Raw genomic sequence first — 16,805 nt, forward strand, 5'->3', positions numbered from 1 at the left:
CAAGGAAATAGCTCGCATAGAGGGAGAGCAGTAAATGGCAGAGGGCGCAGTCGATAGGAGAACGAGAGAAAGTATAAATGCGTTTCACGTTATGGTCAAACCCACGGGAGCCCTATGCAATCTCGACTGTGCCTACTGCTTTTATTTGCATAAACAGGAGCTTATAAACAGCAGAAACGTTATAAGCGACGAGGTTCTTGAGAGGTTCATCTATGAGTACATCAACTCACAGACGGTTCCAGAGATAGTCTTCACCTGGCAGGGAGGGGAGCCCACACTACTTGGAATCGACTTCTTCAAAAAGGTTGTCGATTACGAGAGGCTTTACTGTCCTCCGGGCAAGAAGATTGCCAACGATCTCCAGACAAACGGAACCCTGCTGGATGAAAAGTGGTGCTCGTTTCTCAAAGAAAACAACTTTCTCGTTGGAATAAGCATCGACGGGCCGGAGAGACTGCATAACGTCTACAGAAAGACCAGGAGCGGTGGCCCAACCTTCCAGAAGGTTTTCAATGCCATAAGGCTTTTGCACAAGTACGAAATTCCCTTCAATACCCTGACCGTGGTTAACAGAATAAACGCGAAGTATCCTGGAGAGGTGTATCGCTTTTTGAGGGATACAGCTGGTTCAACCAGAATGCAGTTCATCCCTATCTCAGAACCGAAGGTATTCAGAAGTTCGCCCACTACATTCATTCCCGAAGACAGTATGCCGATTACAGGATCTATTGAAGCCCTGCCAGGTAAGCACGGTTCGCTCGTTGCCGACTGGTCGGTCGTTCCTGAAGACTACGGGAGTTTTCTCAACGGGGTTTTCGATATCTGGTACAGGGAGGATATTGGCAAAGTCTTTGTCTTCCTCTTTGAGTGTGCCCTTGCCCAGTGGCTCGGGATGGAGGCATCGTTGTGCATCTTCTCTGAAACTTGCGGAAAGGCACTTGCGCTGGAGACCGATGGAAGCCTGTACTCCTGCGATCACTTTGTCTATCCCGAGCACAGGCTCGGAAACATTAAGGACCGGAGGTTGCTCGAAATGGTGACTTCGACAGCACAGACTGTCTTCGGGGTTTCGAAAGCTGCCACACTGCCGGAATACTGCAACAAGTGTGAATACCTTTTCGCCTGTCACGGAGAATGCCCGAAAAACAGATTTGTCAAAACGCCAGATGGAGAACCGGGACTGAACTACCTTTGCCCCGGACTGAAAAAATACTTCTCCCATATAGATCCATACATGAAAAAGCTTGCCGAAGAGTATCGGTCGAGAAAGTGAAAGAGTCCGGAACTTATCTTACCGAAGTGTGTTCAGTGATTCAAGTAACTTATCCAGGATCGTGTTGACCGTATCTCTTTCCTTTTCCGAAATTGAATTGGCAATCGGGCCATAGATCTCTCCAAGCACTGCCATTGACTTTTGAAATATCTCTCTTCCCTTAGCTGTCATCGAGACGATGTTTGCCCGCTTGTCCTCAGAGGACTGTTCTCTCGTTATAAGCTGCTTCTTCTCAAGTCCGACACATATCACCATGGTGTTCGTTGTGTCCGTTTCGAGATATGAGGAGAGCTGCTTCTGGGTCATCTCTCCTCGGCTTGAAAGAACGAGCAGTGCGCCGAACTGTGGGTAGGTAATACCCAGAGGTTCCAGGGCAAGCCGTGCATGTTTGCTGAGGTTTATGTGCAACGAAGCGATTCTCTCAAATAGGCCTCCTATCTTGTCATCGAAGATCATCGGACAACCTCAGAAACATCTTCAGCAGCCTCTTGGTTGCTATAACAAGTCCTAGAGTAGCAAACGCAATCCCTGCAAGAATAATGGAGCTATACGGTGCAAAAGAGCAAACAGAGTAGTAGCCGACGCAGTTTGGCTTTGAAGCTTCCCACGGGAAAAGCGTGACAATCGCTGGTACGAGCGGAGAAAGCGCCACAGCCAACAGGATGCGGTTGATCAGTTTTCTCATTTCTTCCGACTCCTCCTTCTCTTCCTTTCACATGCAGGAAGCGACCCGAGTCTTTCGTGTTTTTCCCGGCATCTGTCGCATACACCGTGGAACTCGCACTTCGTTTTTCTGCATGGGCAGTCACTCATATCGGATTCACCTTCTTCATTAAATACCGATATTAATAATAACTATGATTATAATAATTAGTATTAAATGAGTGATAAGACTCTGTTATTGTTAGGAAACGCTAGCTTTTCCCAAGCTAAAGCACTCTTTAAGCAATTGCTTCAGCTAGAGATAGCAGGGCGTATGCTATTCCGGGGTTAGTCGAACTGTGCAGAACTTTCTTTGGCGAAAGTTGATTTTACCTGAGGGACTCTTTTTTGTTTACTCTAAGGATTCGGTGAGCCACTTGATGCGAGGAGCAAAATAATCGAAAGAAACTCATCTGTGAAATTCCCGCCATTACTTGTTTTAGAATTAGACTGTGGTTCGTATGAATTGAATGGGAGCTCATTGCTTGATTTCAACCGTGACCCCAGATGAAAACAATACTATTCGGCTTCGACTCTGTTCTTTCCTCTTCCTTTCGCTTCGTACAAAAGGTGGTCGGTCTTCTGAATGAAGTGAGTCGCATCTTCACCTGACCAGATGGAGACACCAGCGCTCATTGTCACTTTAGGATCTGTGGTATCGGCCAGCTTCTCCCGGAGACGATCTGCGGTAGAACTTGCCATTTGCAAATCGCTTGAGGGCAGAAGAACAAGAAATTCCTCGCCACCATACCTGAAAACAAAGTCAACCTTTCTTAGAGAAGACCTGATTATGCCCGCCACATTCTTGAGAAGGATGTCCCCCTGCAAGTGACCGTAAGTATCGTTGACGTTTTTGAAGTTGTCAAGATCTATCATGATCATGGATAGAGGAGCTCCGTATCGTGAGGCTCTCTCTATCTCTCTTTCTATTATGGGATACATCTTCTTCTGGTTGAGGAGACCGGTCAATGGATCTATCTCGGCCTGTTTCTCAAGCAGCTCATTTGCCTTCTTTAGCTTGCTGTCGATTTCTAGAAGTTCTTCATATTGCTTTTCGATAGTTGTCTTTGCTTCCTGAAGTTCTAAGTTCTGATTGCTCAGTAACTGTATTTCGTGCATCTTCTGCTGAAATCTGAATGAAGCCGCCAGCTCAGCGGCTCTTGCGCTGCAGGTTTCCTTGTAAATTCTTTGGGACAGGAGGTCAAGTCCCCTGTAGGTTTCGAGAGCCAGCCCCTCTTCACCAAGCTCTTCATGAATTTCAATCTTTCTTCTTAGTGCGTTAGGCACTTTGGATATGCTTCCAGACTCTTTCTGGAACTTTATATAATTATCGATTTTTTCCAGAGCCTCTGCATAACTCCCGGTTCCCATGTAATACTGAGTCTTAAGAAGATCGAATTCCGCAGACCCTGCAGGATCTTCGATTTCTTTGACTAGGGGTTCGACCTTCTTGAAGATCGCGGGAACTTCGTCATACCTTTCTGCGCTGATCAGCACTTCGGAGAGATTGAAATAGCTGTTGCAGAGATCTGCTTTTTTTCCTAGAGAGAGCTTTATTTCAATCGCCTTGTTCAAGCAATCCATGGCTTCTTCAAATCTTTTCAGACTTTTCAACGCGACGGCCTTATTGTTCAGAAAGTTAGCTACCGCGAGATCATCATCTATTGTTCTAGCGTATTCTAGAGCCTTGTCGGTGTACTCGAGGGATTCTTCAAAACGCTCCAAGTAGACATATACACCACCAATGTTTCCGATCACGTCGTTGACATCGTCGGCCGTTCCGAACTGCTTGAAAAGATCAACTGCCTTCAATGCATACTCGATAGATGCATCGTAATTGCCCACAACGCATGAGTACTTAATCATGTTATGCGTAATGTTTGCCAGCTCGATACATGCCGGTGCTTCAATTCTAGAAAGCTCGGCTTTAACAGTCTCCGATGCGAGAAGAGGCTTGCCCTCTTTGAACATAGTCTGAGAAAGCTCATTCAAGATCTTGAGCTTTTGTCTGAAATCCTCATCGGGGACTTCTGAATAGGCTTTCATAATCCCTTCGATCGATCTCTTCTCGGTCATCATTGTCTCCTGCACATCTGCCGCGCAAAATTCTTTGTTCATCTTCAACGATACAGAAATTGAAAGCGCTTGCAAACAAACAGAGAGTGACTTCAAAATTGTTCGATTGCATGATTTATTACATGATCACACAATGTTATTTCATATGATTGAAATTTATGCCACATTTGCGAAGCAAATTCATGCCATTCAATGCGAACAGTCATTAGGCTTCGACAGGAGGGGAGGCCGACTGCGTCGGGAAGCGATGCCCTTACAGAACATTGGACGCAATGCCGACTCCATTGAGAAGTGATGCTGGGAAGAGCATCCCAGGAAGTGATGCGCCAAAAGATCCCGGCGGAAGTGATGCCCGGAAGATCATCCGGGGAAGTGAGGCTGCTTCGCAGGAAGCCTTCTCAGGTCCACCGTCAACGGTTCTCCGTCCCTGCCGAGCGGTGAAAACCCAGATCCCGAAACAAGTTCGGGATGACAGCGAATGGTTATTCCGAAAACGCCCAATTCCGTCATTCCGACAAAGCTCCTGGTCGGAATCTCGATACTATTGCTTCACGATTTTGACCAAGAACGAAGAACAGATCCTTGCTCTGGAATAACAGATTCTCCTCGGAGAACGGTGAACCAGTTTTGTTGCTCTTCCTACGACCAACCCGCTACCCCCGTCCACGGTCTTCGAAAGCCCAGATCCCGAAACAAGTTCGGGATGACAGCGAATGGTTATTCCGAAAACCGCGTCTTGATAACGATGCTACAAGTCCTCGAAAAAACACCGTCATGATGATGACGTTTGGTAATCCCGAAAACGCCACATTCCGTCATGCTGAACTTGTTTCAGCATCTTGCGTTCCATAGCTCTTTTCGAACCTGCAACCACCTACCTGCAGCCCCGATCGGTTCAAAACCAGATCCCGAAACAAGTTCGGGATGACAGCGAATGGTTATTCCGAAAACCGCGTCTTGATAACGATGCTACAAGTCCTCGAAAAAACACCGTCATGATGATGACGTTTGGTAATCCCGAAAACGCCACATTCCGTCATGCTGAACTTGTTTCAGCATCTTGCGTTCCATAGCTCTTTTCGAACCTGCAGCAACCTACCTGCAACCCCGAGCGGTTCAAAACCAGATCCCGAAACAAGTTCGGGATGACAGAACAAGGAAAGCTGAGGAGTGAGTGAGTTTGGAATACTGTTGTTCCAATTTAATTATTATAAGAACAAGGGCCCTTTCGGGCCCTTGACTTGAATTAGTAGGGGTTTTATCTTTTACAGCTGTGCTGCTTTTCCGAATCCTCTGCCGAGTCCCGGTCCCTTTTCGCCAGAAGCTCCGTGCCTGTAGCCTGTTCCGTCCTGGGCATTCTTCAACTCTCTTACACCGTCATTCGGGCAGTTGTCATTTATTCCGTCGCCGTCTGCATCTACGAAGTTCTCACAAGTAGTATCCTGACTTCTCTGCATCGCTTTCGTTCCGTAACCTACTGCCAATGTCATTCCACCGATCAGAAGAACTGCTATCGTAATCAACACTATCTTTTTCATCTCTTACACCTCCATATGATTTTTGGTACATTCTCAGTCTACGGCCCGTTTCTTGGAGCCCGCTTAAAAGCCGCTTAGAGATTGCTTAGAGATTTGAAGGGCTACGAACCCCTAACTCCTAACCTCTTTTTTTTTGTGCTTGCATCTTGCAACTGATTCTTTCATCAGAAAAAAGCATCGATACTGCGTTCTTAAGTAAGATCCTCACACTGATTCTTATAGCTGCAGCTCTTTCTGTGTGATAACATGTAAGCGTCCCTCATCATTAACTGCTTTTCGCGAAGTTTCGTGCAAATGGTTTCCGCGGTATAGATTACAGGGGGTTTTCATAATGGAAAGGTCTATTCTAAGTCCTTCAGAAAACGCAGAGAGTCTTGTCAAAATAGGTTCTGCAAGAACCAATTTGACTTTCGTAAAGGAATTCTTGCTGGGTATTCTGGGAGGTGCATACATTGCCTTTGCTGCGCAGGGTTCCAACGTAGCGATACACACTATCGATTCAGTGGGACTTTCCAAGACCCTAGCAGGTGCATTATTCGCGACGGGCCTTATGATGGTAGTCATTTCCGGAGCGGAGCTTTTCACGGGTAACAGTCTTATTGTCATTTCCTGTCTGCGAAGGAAGTCGAAATGGGTTTCTATGTTCAGGAACTGGCTCTTCGTTTACTTAGGAAACTTTGTGGGTTCCTTACTCATAGCTTACTTTATTCTCCATTCAGGCCAGCTCGGCTTTTCCGAAGGCCTGCTGGGCGGCTTTACAATCAAGATTGCGGTCTATAAGACGGGTCTCAGTTTCGAAAGCGCCTTCTTTATGGGGATTTTGTGCAACTGGCTCGTTTGCATAGCCATTTGGATGGCATCCGCATCCAAAGACATAGCCGGCAAAATTCTCGCCATCTTTTTCCCGATATGGCTTTTCATTACCTCGGGCTTTGAACATTCCGTGGCCAATATGTACTACATTCCCGCAGGAATTCTCGCAAAGGCGAATGAAGAGTTCGCCCAGGCCGCGATTTCTCTTGGAGTCAGTGCTGAACAGATCGCTAATCTCAACTGGGGTACTCTCTTCACGAGAAATCTAATACCGGTGACGCTTGGAAACATCGTAGGCGGCGCTTTCTTTGTTGGTACAATCTATTGGTTTGTCTACTTGAGAAAGGGAAAATCATCACGATAATTATGGTTTTGGGCTGAAAGCTTCAGAGAAGCTGTAAGTAAATGTTTGCTCAGTTATCAGAGGAGTAATAAGAAGCAGCAGCGTACTTAATTTAATAGTGAGGTCGACGCCCAGATCTCAAAACAAGTTTGGAATAGCCCTTAACAGGAGCCCCAAACAGGAGCTCAGGCTCATTTGGGCAGGCTCGGTGGGATAACAAGTAACGGTTATTGCGAAAAGGCCAGATGTCGTCATTCCGACAAAGCTTTTGTTCGGAATCTTGGTACTCTTGCTTCACGGTTTTGACCAAAAACGAAGAACAGATTCTTTCTCTGGAAAGAAGAACAGGTTTCTTATTCGGAGAAGGGAGAACTGAACCAGTATCTTTCGCTTTACAAACCTCCAACCACCAATCTCCGACCCCGGCCTTTTTTACAACTCACAACTTGGATCTTGCAACTGATCCTTTGCTCTTTCCAACCCCCAACCCGCTACCACCGGTCACGGTTTCTCAGAAGCCCAGATCCTGAACAGGAGCTTTTCAGTTACTCTAAGGGAGAGAATTATGCCCCGAAAACTTGTTGTATCATCCCGTAATATCCCCGCGCACCATCCCGTAGAGCCTGCCCCAAAATCCACTCACTTTGTCATCCCGTGATGCCTCTGCGAGGGATCACATTAGACACCGCTCTACGCTTAGGAACAAAAAAACCGCTGAACACTCTCAAGACAACGTTGTCCGTCAGCGATCCCACGTTCTCCGAATTAGCCCGCAAATTCGTCTGAACTTGATTCAGCATCTTGTTCTTCCTAACCCGATTCTCATAACCCGGTTTTCTTAACCCGTTCCTAATAACCCGCTCTTCTGTTTCACACCCGTTCCTAGACGTGGCTCTTTCCCCGCGAAGCGGGCATTTCGTCCTGGCATGATCTTTGCCAGCCCTGCGTCCCGGGATGAAATTGCCGGCCTTGCGTCCGCCGATGATCTTCGGCGCCTTGCGTCTGATGTTTCAAAATAGTCCAATTTCTCCGGATGTCCTTCCGGGCATCACTTCCTCGCGCCAGCGAGCCTCGCTTCCTGCCGGAGGAAGCATCACTTCTGATCCTGATGCCACCAACCTGCTACCCCCAGCCACGGTCTTCACACGATATGCTATCATTCTTACACCACATTCAGGGATGGTGAAATGATGTTTGAATGCAGGAGAATAAGCAATCAGAAGGATTATCTTGATCTTATGAAATTCTCTTTCGGTATTCCAGAAAATTGGATGAAAGTCGCTTCGAAACATGCTGGTGAGATCTTCAGTAACGATCTAAGGGACCCCTTTGGGGCCTATGATGGTTCTACTCTTGCCGCCGAGTATCTTCTACTTTCTTTGAAGATGCGACTCAGAGATTCCGTCATTCCGATGGGTGGAATCGGCAACGTGTGTACAAGTCCCCTTTACAGGGGTAAGGGCGCAGTCAAATTCCTTCTGGAGAAATCACTCGAGACCATGAAAGAGAAGGGGCAGGCAGTATCTCTGCTCTATCCCTTTAGCAGGAGCTTCTACAGAAAGCTCGGATGGGAGGAGTTTGACACTATGCTAAGGGCGAAGTTCTCCCCAGGTTCTATAGATCTTCCCGATCAGAAGGTCGAAGTGAAGATTGAGGAGATGGAAGATGCCGACGGCGAAATCAGGGAGTTCTACAACGAGTACGCAAGCAGTCACTACAGCATGATCTTGAGAGACGAAGAGATGTGGAAAAGCGATTTCGAGTTCCGAACCGATTACGATGTTTGCAAGAAATTCGTGAAGTTCAAAAGAGAAGGAAAAACTACAGGGATGCTCCGCTATGTCTTTCTCTACGATAACTTCGACAAGGACAGAGGACTTAAGTTTGTAGTCACGATTTTCCTTGCGGACGATGTGGCAACTAGGCATGCAATGTTCCGTTTTTTGAAAGGTCTTTCTCTTCAGATCGATCAGATCCACGCCTTCCTTCCGCCTGATTTCCTTCTCTGGCCGTATCTAAAGGAAAGGCCGTCCGAGATGAAGATAGTACCCAGGACTATGATCAGAATCTTAGACCTCCAGCTACTAAACGGTCTGAGAATCGACGCTCCGGACATACGGGTCGGAATCAAAATCGACGACAGTCAGGCATCCTGGAACGACGGAGTTTTCGAACTATGCGTTGAGAATGGAGAACTTAGCTTCTCGCCGAGTGACTCTTTTGATCTTGAGTGTGATATTGCGACTTTGTCTTCGGTTGTTGGCGGGACCACAGACTTCAAAGAGATGATAGAGTTCGGCAGGGTTAAGGTATCGGACGGCTACAAAGGTCAGGATCTTCCGAAGAGCTTGCCCTTCGAGCTTCAGCACTTCTAGTATTATCCTGACACCAATGAATATGCCCCGGCTCGATGCGGGGCATACTTATTCGCCTGTGTTTTGAAGATTCACACCAGACCAAGTCCACCGTCGGACATTATCACCTGGCCCGTTATCCAGTTCGATTCATCCGAAGCCAGGAATACTATTAGTCCTGTATGGTCTTCGGGATGACCAATCCTTCCGGCCGGAGTCTTTTCCTCTATTCTTTTCAGTACTTCGGGATGTTGAAAATAGAAGGGAGAAGTAAATGGAACGGTCTCTGTTGGACCGGGGGCAATAACGTTTACCTGAATATTGGCCGAGGCTAGTTCGAGTGCCATTACCTTCGAAATCGCAATAATCCCCGCTTTTGCTGCGCAGTGGCCTGCGTGTTCCTTTTCTGGAAAGAGGCCTCCGACCGAGGCCAGGTTGATGATCTTTCCACCGCCGTTTTTCGACATCAGCTTAGCAACAACCTGCGACAACATGAAGACTATCCTAACATTGATATGCCACTGCCTGTCAATCTCTTCTATTGGGTGATCGACAAATGGTGCCCTGTATATATAGGCTGGGCAGTTAAGAAGGATGTCGACCTTCCATGTCTTTTCTTCCAGTAGATCTGATATCTCATCCACATTTCTTTGACTGTAAATGTTTGCGCATATCGTCGAACAGAATCCCTTTCTCGATTCTTCAAGTTTCTTCTTCAAAGCTTCGAGCCTTTCCTCGTCTCTGTCCAGCAGAATAACCTTTGCACCCTCGTTTACAAATGCATTGGCAGCGGAGCTTCCAACTCTGCCCGCTCCGAAAATGAGGGCCGTCTTTCCGATCAGTCTCTCACTCATTGTTCGTTACCCCCGCTTGCAATCGGAGGAAGGGTGAAACTCCTCCCCCGCTTAATCGAAATGTCTTTCCAGTTATTGAACTTGTAAGCCGCTTCGCAGGCTGCTATTATAGCGTTTTCATTCGAAGGAGGAGTCTTTGGTCTCTCACCTCGCGAGATGTTGGATCCTGCGGTGCATATGGCGGCGGCGTTGATCTTCAGAAGAGAAGAAAGCACATAGAGAGTAGCCGCTTCCATGTCTAGCTGTAAAGCGCCTGCTGCGATCCATTCTTTAAGTTTTCTGTAGATGGATGATGGGAAGTCTTCTCTCAAGAGATCAGGCTTTGTTGCATAGAAGGAATCGAGTGAAAGACCGATTCCCACGTGATAGACCACACCAGCCTCTTCACAGGCTGAGATCAACGCCGTAAGTAGCCGGTAATCGGCTACGGCGGGGAAGTTCTCCGGAATGAAGAGATTTGCTGTTCCCGAGTATCTTATGCAGCTCGAAAGCACGATCAAGTCTCCCGGGTTCACATCGTTGGCAAGTCCTCCGGAGGTTCCGACACGGATGATTGTCTTAACGCCCAGCCTGTTTAGCTCGACCACCGCGATCTCAGTCGAGGGTCCTCCGATTCCGCTTGAACATACAGTAAGTGGCAGGCCTTTATAGGTTCCGGTAATAGTTATGTAGTCTCTGTTGTTTCCTATTTCCTCCACATTGCTCAGACACTCTCCGATTTCGTATACTCTTGCCGGATCACCGGGCAGAAGAGCTATCTCGGGAATAGAGTCGCTGGCAATCTGCAAGTGGTTTTTCGCCTTCTTAGAATTATTCATGAAATCATCCTTTCAATCCCGTTCCGCTTATCCCCCTTACGAAGTACTTCTGGAGGAAGAGGAAGAGAATTACCGGCGGAAGACTGCCGGCGATGGCCGAGCTGAAGAGATTTGCCCAACTTGTGTTTTCCGTTGATCTATGTGCGGCGATGGCTACCTGTACAACTTCGAATCTACTTGAATGGGTTGCTACAAGAGGCCAGAACAGCGAGTTCCACTGGAACATGAATACCATTACGATTACCGTTACTATGGCCGGAACGCTCAGCGGAAGAACGATCCTCCAGTAGATTCTGAACCAGGACGCGCCGTCTATTCTTGCCGCTTCCATGATCTCTGAAGGCACTTCAGAGAAGAACTGTCTGAAAAGGAATATCGCAAGGCCGTTGGCCACGCCTGGAAGAATAAGCGCCCAGTATGTGTTGTCTATACGTAGCTGCTTTATGAGTATATATAGCGGAATGACAATGGACTCGAATGGAACCATAAAGGTAATCAGCACTATTGTAAAGAGCGCAGCTTTGCCTCTGAATTCGAACTTCGCAAGTGCAAAGCCTGCCATGGAGGCGACCAGGACCGTAAGGACTATGGTCGACACTGAAACGAAAAGGCTGTTCATGAGAGCCCTACCAAAGTTGAGGTTGACAAATATATGTACGAAATTCTCCAGCGTCGGTTCAGTTGGAATGAAACTTTTCCAGGTCAGAGGATTGGCGTACTCGTAGAGCGGACTGGCAGGCCTCAAAGCGGATGCAACAACCCAGATCAGTGGGATCAGAAAGAAGAGGCTTATAATGCCGAGAACGGCAAAGAGAATTAGTGTTTTCCAAAGGCTTCGCTTCTTCATGATTCCACCTCAATACTCGAATCGAGCTCTGGTAAACCTAAGCTCGAAGAAACTGAAAACAAGGATGATTCCCAACAAGATCGTAGTTATCGCAGAGGCCCTTCCCATGTCGAGATTTACGAAGGCGCTCTTGTAAGACTCGTACATCAGGAGATTTGTCGAGCCCATGGGGCCACCCTTGGTAATTATGTAAACCGGCGCGAAACTAAGAAAATTGAAGGCCGTATTTGCAACGAGAACAAATGAAATAGTCCTTGTTAGAAGAGGCAGCGTAATCTTGAAAGTCTTCTTCAAAGTTGATGCCCCGTCGATCTCGGCAGCTTCGTACAGCGTCTCGGGAATATTCTGCAGTCCCGCAATAAAGTACATCATCCAGTATCCCGAGCTTCTCCAGACGTTAAGAAGTATCAGCCCCCAAAGAGCCTGATCGGGAGAGGCGAAGAAGGGCTGAGGTTTGAAGCCGAACATGGTCAGAAAGCTGTTCGCCAGCCCGTTATATGGATCGAGGACTATCATCCAGATTACTGACACAACGGCGAAGGAAATCGCCGCCGGCAAGAAGAAGACAGTCCTGAAGAACTTGGTGAAGAAGTGGCTGGAATTCAGAAGCAGCGCCATCAACAATGAGGTCAGGACAATCAGTGGATTTACGATTATAGAGTAGAAGAGAGTAACGGAAAAAGATTTCCAGAAGACGGGATCGTGCTTGAAGAGGTATTCGTAGTTTTCGAACCCTACGAATGACTTTGTTCCAGTGAAACTCGTCATAGTAAGGCTCTCAATAACCGAGACGCCTATTGGCCAGATCTTGAACACAAGAAGAAATGTCAGCGCGGGCAGAACAAAAAGCCACGCTACTTTGTTATTTCGAAACATCTGCACACCATCCGGAATAATCTAAATTCAAGCACGATCCCTGGAAAACTATCTGTACTTTCTAAGTTCTCTGTCGATTCGTACGGCGACCTCTTCGAGAGTGCTTCTTGGATCGGCACCGTAGTGAATAGAATTGAATGCCTCCCTCAGCATAAGCTCGTACTGCGAGTAGCCAGGTGTTCTAGGTCTCGGGACTGCGGTGGTCTCCATCTCTTTGACGAAGAGCTGCCACATTGGGTTATCGAAAACCTCGGGAAGGGCCTCGTATACATCTGATCTTGCTGGCGCTATACCATTCAGCTTGTGCCAGGTGATTACAGCTTCCTTGCCGGTAATATACTTTGTGAAGGCTAGAGCCTCCTCAATCTTCTTTGTTTTGGAGTTAATTCCAACATGCCAGCTGCCTGTTGGGGTTACTGCAACTCCGCCCTCGAAATAGGGAAAGGGGGAGAGTCCGTAATCCAGATCGGGGTACTGGAGCATTCTTCTAATGTTCCACTCGTTTCCAAGCATCATTGCGGCCCTACCAGTTCCAAAATACTCGCGTGAAATGGCCGAGTCGCTGAGACCCTGGGGGCTTACCTTCCATTCGTTGAAGAGCTTCGAGTAGAAATTGGTTCCTTCAATGAACTCATCTGAAGTGATATATCCCTGAGATACAAGTCCGTCGTCGGAAAGAACCTTCGCGCCTAGAGACTGAACCATGGGGAAAATTAGATACGGCCTATCTATTTGCTCAATCACAAGGCCCCAGATGTCTGTCAGCCCGTCACCATTCGTGTCTTTGGTGAGTCTCTTCGCAATTTCGGCCACCTCTTCCCACGTAAGTCTCTCTTCTATTGTCTCCGGCAGGAAGGGAACGTCGTATTCCTCGAAAATAGCTTTATTGTAGAATATGCCAGCCGATGAGGTTCCGTAAGGAACCGAGTAGAAAGTGCCCCGGTAGCTGCCCTCTTCAATAGAGGCATCGAACCACGCAGACATCTCCTCATCGCTGAAGTGTTCATCAAGAGGAAGGAGATAGCCTCGTGCCGCATAAGAGGCCGTGTTTGGGCCATCCACTATGTACACATCCGGCGTACCGTCGCCAGCCGCCAGTCGGACTTCGATCGTCTGGAAAAGCTGGCCAAAGGGGACCAGTTGAATATCCACGTCGATTCCGGTCTCTTCTTTGAACGCATTGACGAGCTGCATAACCTGATCCTGGGGCCATCCCATCCATAGGACCTCAATGGTTGTGGCTGAAAGCATAACGCCCAGTAATAGAACGATTACCAGTAAAAGCTTTCTCATTTCCCTACACCTCCTGTTGAGCTACCTGTCTCAACGTCTTCTAATGAGCTTGAAAGTGAATTTTCCTGACGGAAAGTAACTCTTCGAATATAGAACTTTTCTATCCAAAACATCGTAATGAATCTGTTCGAGCAAGAGAACTGAGGTACCCGATTCGACCTTGAGCCTCTCAGATAGAATCTCGTCACAACTTGTGGGAATCAGATCGCATTCTGCGTACCTGATATCGATATTATAGTGTCTGCCCAGTCCCTCAAATACAGAATTGTAGATTATGTTGGGATCTATCTCTTCCACTATAGACTTTGGAATGTAATCAATGCAAACGGCAACGGGGATTTCTGAAGCGTATTTGGTGGTTTCAAGAACATATACCAAACTGTTTTCTTCAAGGCCCAGGAACTCGCAGATTCTCTCTTCGCAGACACATTGATCGAATCGAATTATCTCACTTCGGGCAGAATGGCCCTGCGATTCGATGAAGCTACCGATGCTTGATAACCTCTCGATTCCTCCCCTGATGATCGGATATCTATCGGTAACGAATGTCCCAATTCCATGCTTTTTGAGCAGCAAACCTTCCTTTTGGAGAAGACCGATAGCCTCTCTTAGGGAATTTCTGCTAACACCAAGCTCATGAGCAAGATCGGGTTCCGAGGGCAGTCTCTCCCCAGCTTTGAGTTCACCATTCAGTATCAGTCTTCTTAGTTCGTTATGAATCTTTCCCGAAAGTGAAGTATGGGGACTGTGGTCGATCCCTATCTCTTTCATTCACATCGCCTCTTCATTGTTGTAGGATGTCCTACAACTTAATATACACTATTCACGTTCAGAAACAAAGATTTCGGAAACATTATAGTTCGAAGTTGTACGTCGTTGGTTCGCTGTTATTCGTGAGAGGCGGAAGTGAGGCTATCATAAAATATAAGACGCAAACTGCTCTCGGAAGGAGGCCTTCTCAGGTCAATCATCACGGTCCTCCGTGCCCCATCGAGAGCATCCAAATATTTCGAAACTGTCAATCGAGAAAGAACATTGTCGAGAGCTTCGCAAAGAGAAGACTAGACTTAGTAGAAGTTATCCGTCGAAGGTTCGCCAACCTCAGAGAAGAGGGCAAGAGGAGAAAGCGACCCCAGAATAGGTGGGACGCAGTAGTACTTGATGCAGGAGACCTAAGAACCCTAAATCCTTACAAAACCATTACCGGATGACAATGCTTGAAGATTCTCAAAAAATCTGTCGTCTTAATGAGTTTCAAAATGATGTTCAACTGGATGAGATTACTTTCTTGTTGTGAAACTCCATACCGGACCAATTACGGGTTGTGAGCCCTCGTTCTTTGCAGCAATCTTCCAGTAGTATGTTGTGTTAGGCAGTAGGCCGCTTTTGATATAGCTGTTGGTAGTTCGATTCGATCTGAAAAGGGAAGGATTGTGGGAAGTAGAAAGGTATAAATCGTACAATACCGCATCCCCGTCGGGGTCTCCGCCTTCCCAGGACAAGGTCACTTCTAAATCCGTATCCTTCGCGCCATTTGCCGGAGAAGGGTTCGAGGGAACGTTGGGGAATGACTTGACCGTTACTGTGAATGTCTTGTCAGATGACGCTTCCTTCTCGTCTTCTGCTCTTATAGTAACTGCAATATCGCCCAGTGGTCCACTGACCGTCCATTCATATAGACTGCCTGAAACGGTTCCCGGTCCTCCGATGAGACTGTATGATAGAAGATGGCCGTCCGGATCTGAACAATAGTTGGCAAGGTTTATCTGGATTAGCTCTCCAATATTCTCGACAATCGTTTCTATGACGCCCCATTCAGGCTTGCTGTTCTTGATTGGACAGGCCGTAAGAAATAACAAAGTGAGCAAAACAACCACAGTCAATCGAAAACTCTTCATCTCATTCTCCTCCGCAATCCAAATTAGGAGATGAGATCTCTAGTTAATCTGAAAAGTGAATATCTCTATGCTAAACATCTCCTTATACATTTTAGAACACCGTTGACCGATTCGGGTGCTTGCGGCCAGTGTGTCCTTTGCTGACTATTTGGCGAACGAGTTAAGAAAAACGTATTCGTCAGATAAGATCAGCTGAGAGTTTGCTGCGCTCACCGAGAAGACGAGAAATGGAGAAGTCAGTCACCTTCGGTGATCCATCTCTACCCTTGTCGGAGGCTAGTCGCGCTTTGAGCGGTCAGTTACGTTTCGAGGGCAGAAAGATCGCTGAACCCTTAAAAGCGGAGAACCCGCTGGTCGCTGATGAAAACCACGTTGTCCGTCAACGGTCCTCCAAGAAGAGCCTGTCCTTCGATAAGCTCAAAAAAACTGAAGAGGTCAGAGGTATGAGGGTAGACGTATGAAGATCAAGATCAAACATCACATACTAACATCATGAACAATTTTCAGCATATTGTGTTCCGTAGCTCTTTTCGAACCTGCAACCACCTACCTGCAGCCCCGATTGGTTCAAAACCAGATCCCGAAACAAGTTCGGGATGACAGCGAATGGTTATTCCCAAAGGCCAGATTCCGTCATTCCGACAAAGCTCCTGGTCGGAATCTCGATGCGCTTGCTTCACGGTTCTTCCCGGCGAACGGAGAACCGCTCAACGGTCAAGCGGTGTCTCTTGCTCTTACGAGCCACCAGCCTCCGACCCCCAACCACGGTTCTTGAAAAACCCAGATCCCGAAACAAGTTCGGGATGACCCTGAACAGGAGACCCCAAACAGGAGCCCTGAACAAGATCATTTCAGGACAGGCTGATTGGGGCAGGTTTCCAAGGCAGGCTCAGTGGGATGATAACTAACGGTTATTCCGAAAACACCCAATTCCGTCATTCCGACAAAGCTCCTGGTCGGAATCTCGATGCTATTGCTTCACAACTCTCCTCGGCGAACAGAGAACCATTCAAGGGCCAACCAGTTCCTTTGCTCTTTCCAACACCCGACCGCGTTTTTCCTCGCTTCTTAAATCCCCGCTTGAGCGGGGGGGACCGCGTTTGGGATGGGGACTGTGAAC

The 16,805-nt window shown here is 47.4% G+C and carries 17 protein-coding genes; 4 read left to right on the forward strand and 13 right to left on the reverse strand.

Annotation, left to right across the window (positions count from 1 at the left end):
• Nucleotides 1-34 precede the first annotated feature (34 nt).
• Complete coding sequence (locus Y697_RS12635) at nt 35-1,273, forward strand: anaerobic sulfatase maturase (RefSeq protein ID WP_121552106.1); 1,239 nt, start codon at nt 35-37, stop codon at nt 1,271-1,273.
• Between the two features lie 18 nt (nt 1,274-1,291).
• Here Y697_RS12635 and Y697_RS12640 read toward each other — a convergent pair whose 3' ends face one another.
• The 5 genes from Y697_RS12640 to Y697_RS12660 form a co-directional block, all read right to left on the reverse strand.
• The gene (locus Y697_RS12640) at nt 1,292-1,729 is read right to left on the reverse strand and encodes a MarR family winged helix-turn-helix transcriptional regulator (RefSeq protein ID WP_121552108.1); all 438 of its coding nucleotides are present in this window, start codon (nt 1,727-1,729) and stop codon (nt 1,292-1,294) included.
• Complete coding sequence (locus tag Y697_RS12645; RefSeq protein ID WP_121552110.1) at nt 1,716-1,958, reverse strand: hypothetical protein; 243 nt, start codon at nt 1,956-1,958, stop codon at nt 1,716-1,718. Before Y697_RS12645 ends, Y697_RS12640 begins: the two co-directional genes overlap by 14 nt.
• A 536-nt stretch (nt 1,959-2,494) precedes the next feature.
• Nucleotides 2,495-4,093 carry a tetratricopeptide repeat-containing diguanylate cyclase gene (locus Y697_RS12650; protein WP_121552135.1) on the reverse strand — a complete coding sequence of 533 codons (1,599 nt, stop codon included), beginning with the start codon at nt 4,091-4,093 and terminating at the stop codon, nt 2,495-2,497.
• Nucleotides 4,094-4,411: 318 nt separating this feature from the next.
• Nucleotides 4,412-4,561, reverse strand: a complete 150-nt coding sequence (locus Y697_RS14755; protein WP_183083814.1) for a hypothetical protein — start codon at nt 4,559-4,561, stop codon at nt 4,412-4,414.
• A gap of 755 nt (nt 4,562-5,316) precedes the next feature.
• Nucleotides 5,317-5,589 (reverse strand): hypothetical protein, encoded by a 273-nt coding sequence (locus Y697_RS12660; RefSeq protein ID WP_121552112.1) that lies wholly within the window; start codon nt 5,587-5,589, stop codon nt 5,317-5,319.
• A 331-nt stretch (nt 5,590-5,920) separates the two neighbouring features.
• Here Y697_RS12660 and Y697_RS12665 point away from each other — a divergent pair, with 331 nt between their 5' ends.
• Nucleotides 5,921-6,766, forward strand: coding sequence for a formate/nitrite transporter family protein (locus Y697_RS12665; protein ID WP_121552114.1), 846 nt, complete (start codon nt 5,921-5,923; stop codon nt 6,764-6,766).
• 989 nt (nt 6,767-7,755) lie between these two features.
• Here Y697_RS12665 and Y697_RS14760 read toward each other — a convergent pair.
• Nucleotides 7,756-7,905 (reverse strand): hypothetical protein, encoded by a 150-nt coding sequence (locus Y697_RS14760; protein WP_183083817.1) that lies wholly within the window; start codon nt 7,903-7,905, stop codon nt 7,756-7,758.
• A gap of 30 nt (nt 7,906-7,935) precedes the next feature.
• Between Y697_RS14760 and eis the strand changes: the two genes are divergently transcribed.
• Nucleotides 7,936-9,120, forward strand: a complete 1,185-nt coding sequence (gene eis, locus Y697_RS12670) for an enhanced intracellular survival protein Eis (protein ID WP_259462559.1) — start codon at nt 7,936-7,938, stop codon at nt 9,118-9,120.
• A 71-nt stretch (nt 9,121-9,191) separates the two neighbouring features.
• On the opposite strand, the gene Y697_RS12675 is transcribed toward eis, so the two are convergent.
• From Y697_RS12675 to Y697_RS12710, 7 genes are all read right to left on the reverse strand, one after another.
• Entirely contained in the window at nt 9,192-9,953 is a 762-nt protein-coding gene (locus tag Y697_RS12675; protein WP_121552118.1) for an SDR family NAD(P)-dependent oxidoreductase, read from the reverse strand.
• Nucleotides 9,950-10,771, reverse strand: coding sequence for a nucleoside phosphorylase (locus tag Y697_RS12680; RefSeq protein ID WP_121552120.1), 822 nt, complete (start codon nt 10,769-10,771; stop codon nt 9,950-9,952). The genes Y697_RS12675 and Y697_RS12680 overlap by 4 nt, the downstream gene beginning before the upstream one ends.
• Before the next feature lie 4 nt (nt 10,772-10,775).
• The gene (locus tag Y697_RS12685; protein WP_121552121.1) at nt 10,776-11,618 is read right to left on the reverse strand and encodes a carbohydrate ABC transporter permease; all 843 of its coding nucleotides are present in this window, start codon (nt 11,616-11,618) and stop codon (nt 10,776-10,778) included.
• A 9-nt stretch (nt 11,619-11,627) separates the two neighbouring features.
• Nucleotides 11,628-12,494 (reverse strand): carbohydrate ABC transporter permease, encoded by an 867-nt coding sequence (locus tag Y697_RS12690; protein WP_006489216.1) that lies wholly within the window; start codon nt 12,492-12,494, stop codon nt 11,628-11,630.
• Nucleotides 12,495-12,542: 48 nt separating this feature from the next.
• A complete protein-coding gene (locus Y697_RS12695; protein ID WP_121552123.1) occupies nt 12,543-13,787 on the reverse strand; it encodes an extracellular solute-binding protein in 1,245 nt (414 codons plus the stop codon).
• Nucleotides 13,788-13,817: 30 nt separating this feature from the next.
• Complete coding sequence (locus tag Y697_RS12700) at nt 13,818-14,558, reverse strand: GntR family transcriptional regulator (protein ID WP_121552125.1); 741 nt, start codon at nt 14,556-14,558, stop codon at nt 13,818-13,820.
• A gap of 509 nt (nt 14,559-15,067) precedes the next feature.
• Nucleotides 15,068-15,685 (reverse strand): fibronectin type III domain-containing protein, encoded by a 618-nt coding sequence (locus Y697_RS12710; protein ID WP_121552129.1) that lies wholly within the window; start codon nt 15,683-15,685, stop codon nt 15,068-15,070.
• 287 nt (nt 15,686-15,972) lie between these two features.
• Here Y697_RS12710 and Y697_RS14765 point away from each other — a divergent pair, with 287 nt between their 5' ends.
• Nucleotides 15,973-16,146, forward strand: coding sequence for a hypothetical protein (locus Y697_RS14765; protein WP_183083815.1), 174 nt, complete (start codon nt 15,973-15,975; stop codon nt 16,144-16,146).
• Nucleotides 16,147-16,805: the final 659 nt, after the last annotated feature.

The sequence above is a fragment of the Mesotoga sp. BH458_6_3_2_1 genome (genome assembly GCF_003664995.1).
In the GTDB taxonomy this organism is placed as follows: Bacteria; Thermotogota; Thermotogae; order Petrotogales; family Kosmotogaceae; genus Mesotoga.

Coding starts and splice junctions, on each gene's coding strand:
- Y697_RS12690 (WP_006489216.1), bottom strand. CDS start 12,494: ATGTTTCGAAATAACAAAGTAGCGTGGCTTTTTGTTCTGCCCGCGCTG.
- Y697_RS12645 (WP_121552110.1), bottom strand. CDS start 1,958: ATGAGAAAACTGATCAACCGCATCCTGTTGGCTGTGGCGCTTTCTCCG.
- Y697_RS12640 (WP_121552108.1), bottom strand. CDS start 1,729: ATGATCTTCGATGACAAGATAGGAGGCCTATTTGAGAGAATCGCTTCG.
- Y697_RS12665 (WP_121552114.1), top strand. CDS start 5,921: ATGGAAAGGTCTATTCTAAGTCCTTCAGAAAACGCAGAGAGTCTTGTC.
- Y697_RS12675 (WP_121552118.1), bottom strand. CDS start 9,953: ATGAGTGAGAGACTGATCGGAAAGACGGCCCTCATTTTCGGAGCGGGC.
- Y697_RS14760 (WP_183083817.1), bottom strand. CDS start 7,905: ATGATAGCATATCGTGTGAAGACCGTGGCTGGGGGTAGCAGGTTGGTG.
- Y697_RS12680 (WP_121552120.1), bottom strand. CDS start 10,771: ATGAATAATTCTAAGAAGGCGAAAAACCACTTGCAGATTGCCAGCGAC.
- Y697_RS12710 (WP_121552129.1), bottom strand. CDS start 15,685: ATGAAGAGTTTTCGATTGACTGTGGTTGTTTTGCTCACTTTGTTATTT.
- Y697_RS14755 (WP_183083814.1), bottom strand. CDS start 4,561: ATGACGGAATTGGGCGTTTTCGGAATAACCATTCGCTGTCATCCCGAA.
- Y697_RS12650 (WP_121552135.1), bottom strand. CDS start 4,093: ATGAACAAAGAATTTTGCGCGGCAGATGTGCAGGAGACAATGATGACC.
- Y697_RS12695 (WP_121552123.1), bottom strand. CDS start 13,787: ATGAGAAAGCTTTTACTGGTAATCGTTCTATTACTGGGCGTTATGCTT.
- Y697_RS12660 (WP_121552112.1), bottom strand. CDS start 5,589: ATGAAAAAGATAGTGTTGATTACGATAGCAGTTCTTCTGATCGGTGGA.
- Y697_RS12700 (WP_121552125.1), bottom strand. CDS start 14,558: ATGAAAGAGATAGGGATCGACCACAGTCCCCATACTTCACTTTCGGGA.
- Y697_RS12685 (WP_121552121.1), bottom strand. CDS start 11,618: ATGAAGAAGCGAAGCCTTTGGAAAACACTAATTCTCTTTGCCGTTCTC.
- Y697_RS12635 (WP_121552106.1), top strand. CDS start 35: ATGGCAGAGGGCGCAGTCGATAGGAGAACGAGAGAAAGTATAAATGCG.
- eis (WP_259462559.1), top strand. CDS start 7,936: ATGTTTGAATGCAGGAGAATAAGCAATCAGAAGGATTATCTTGATCTT.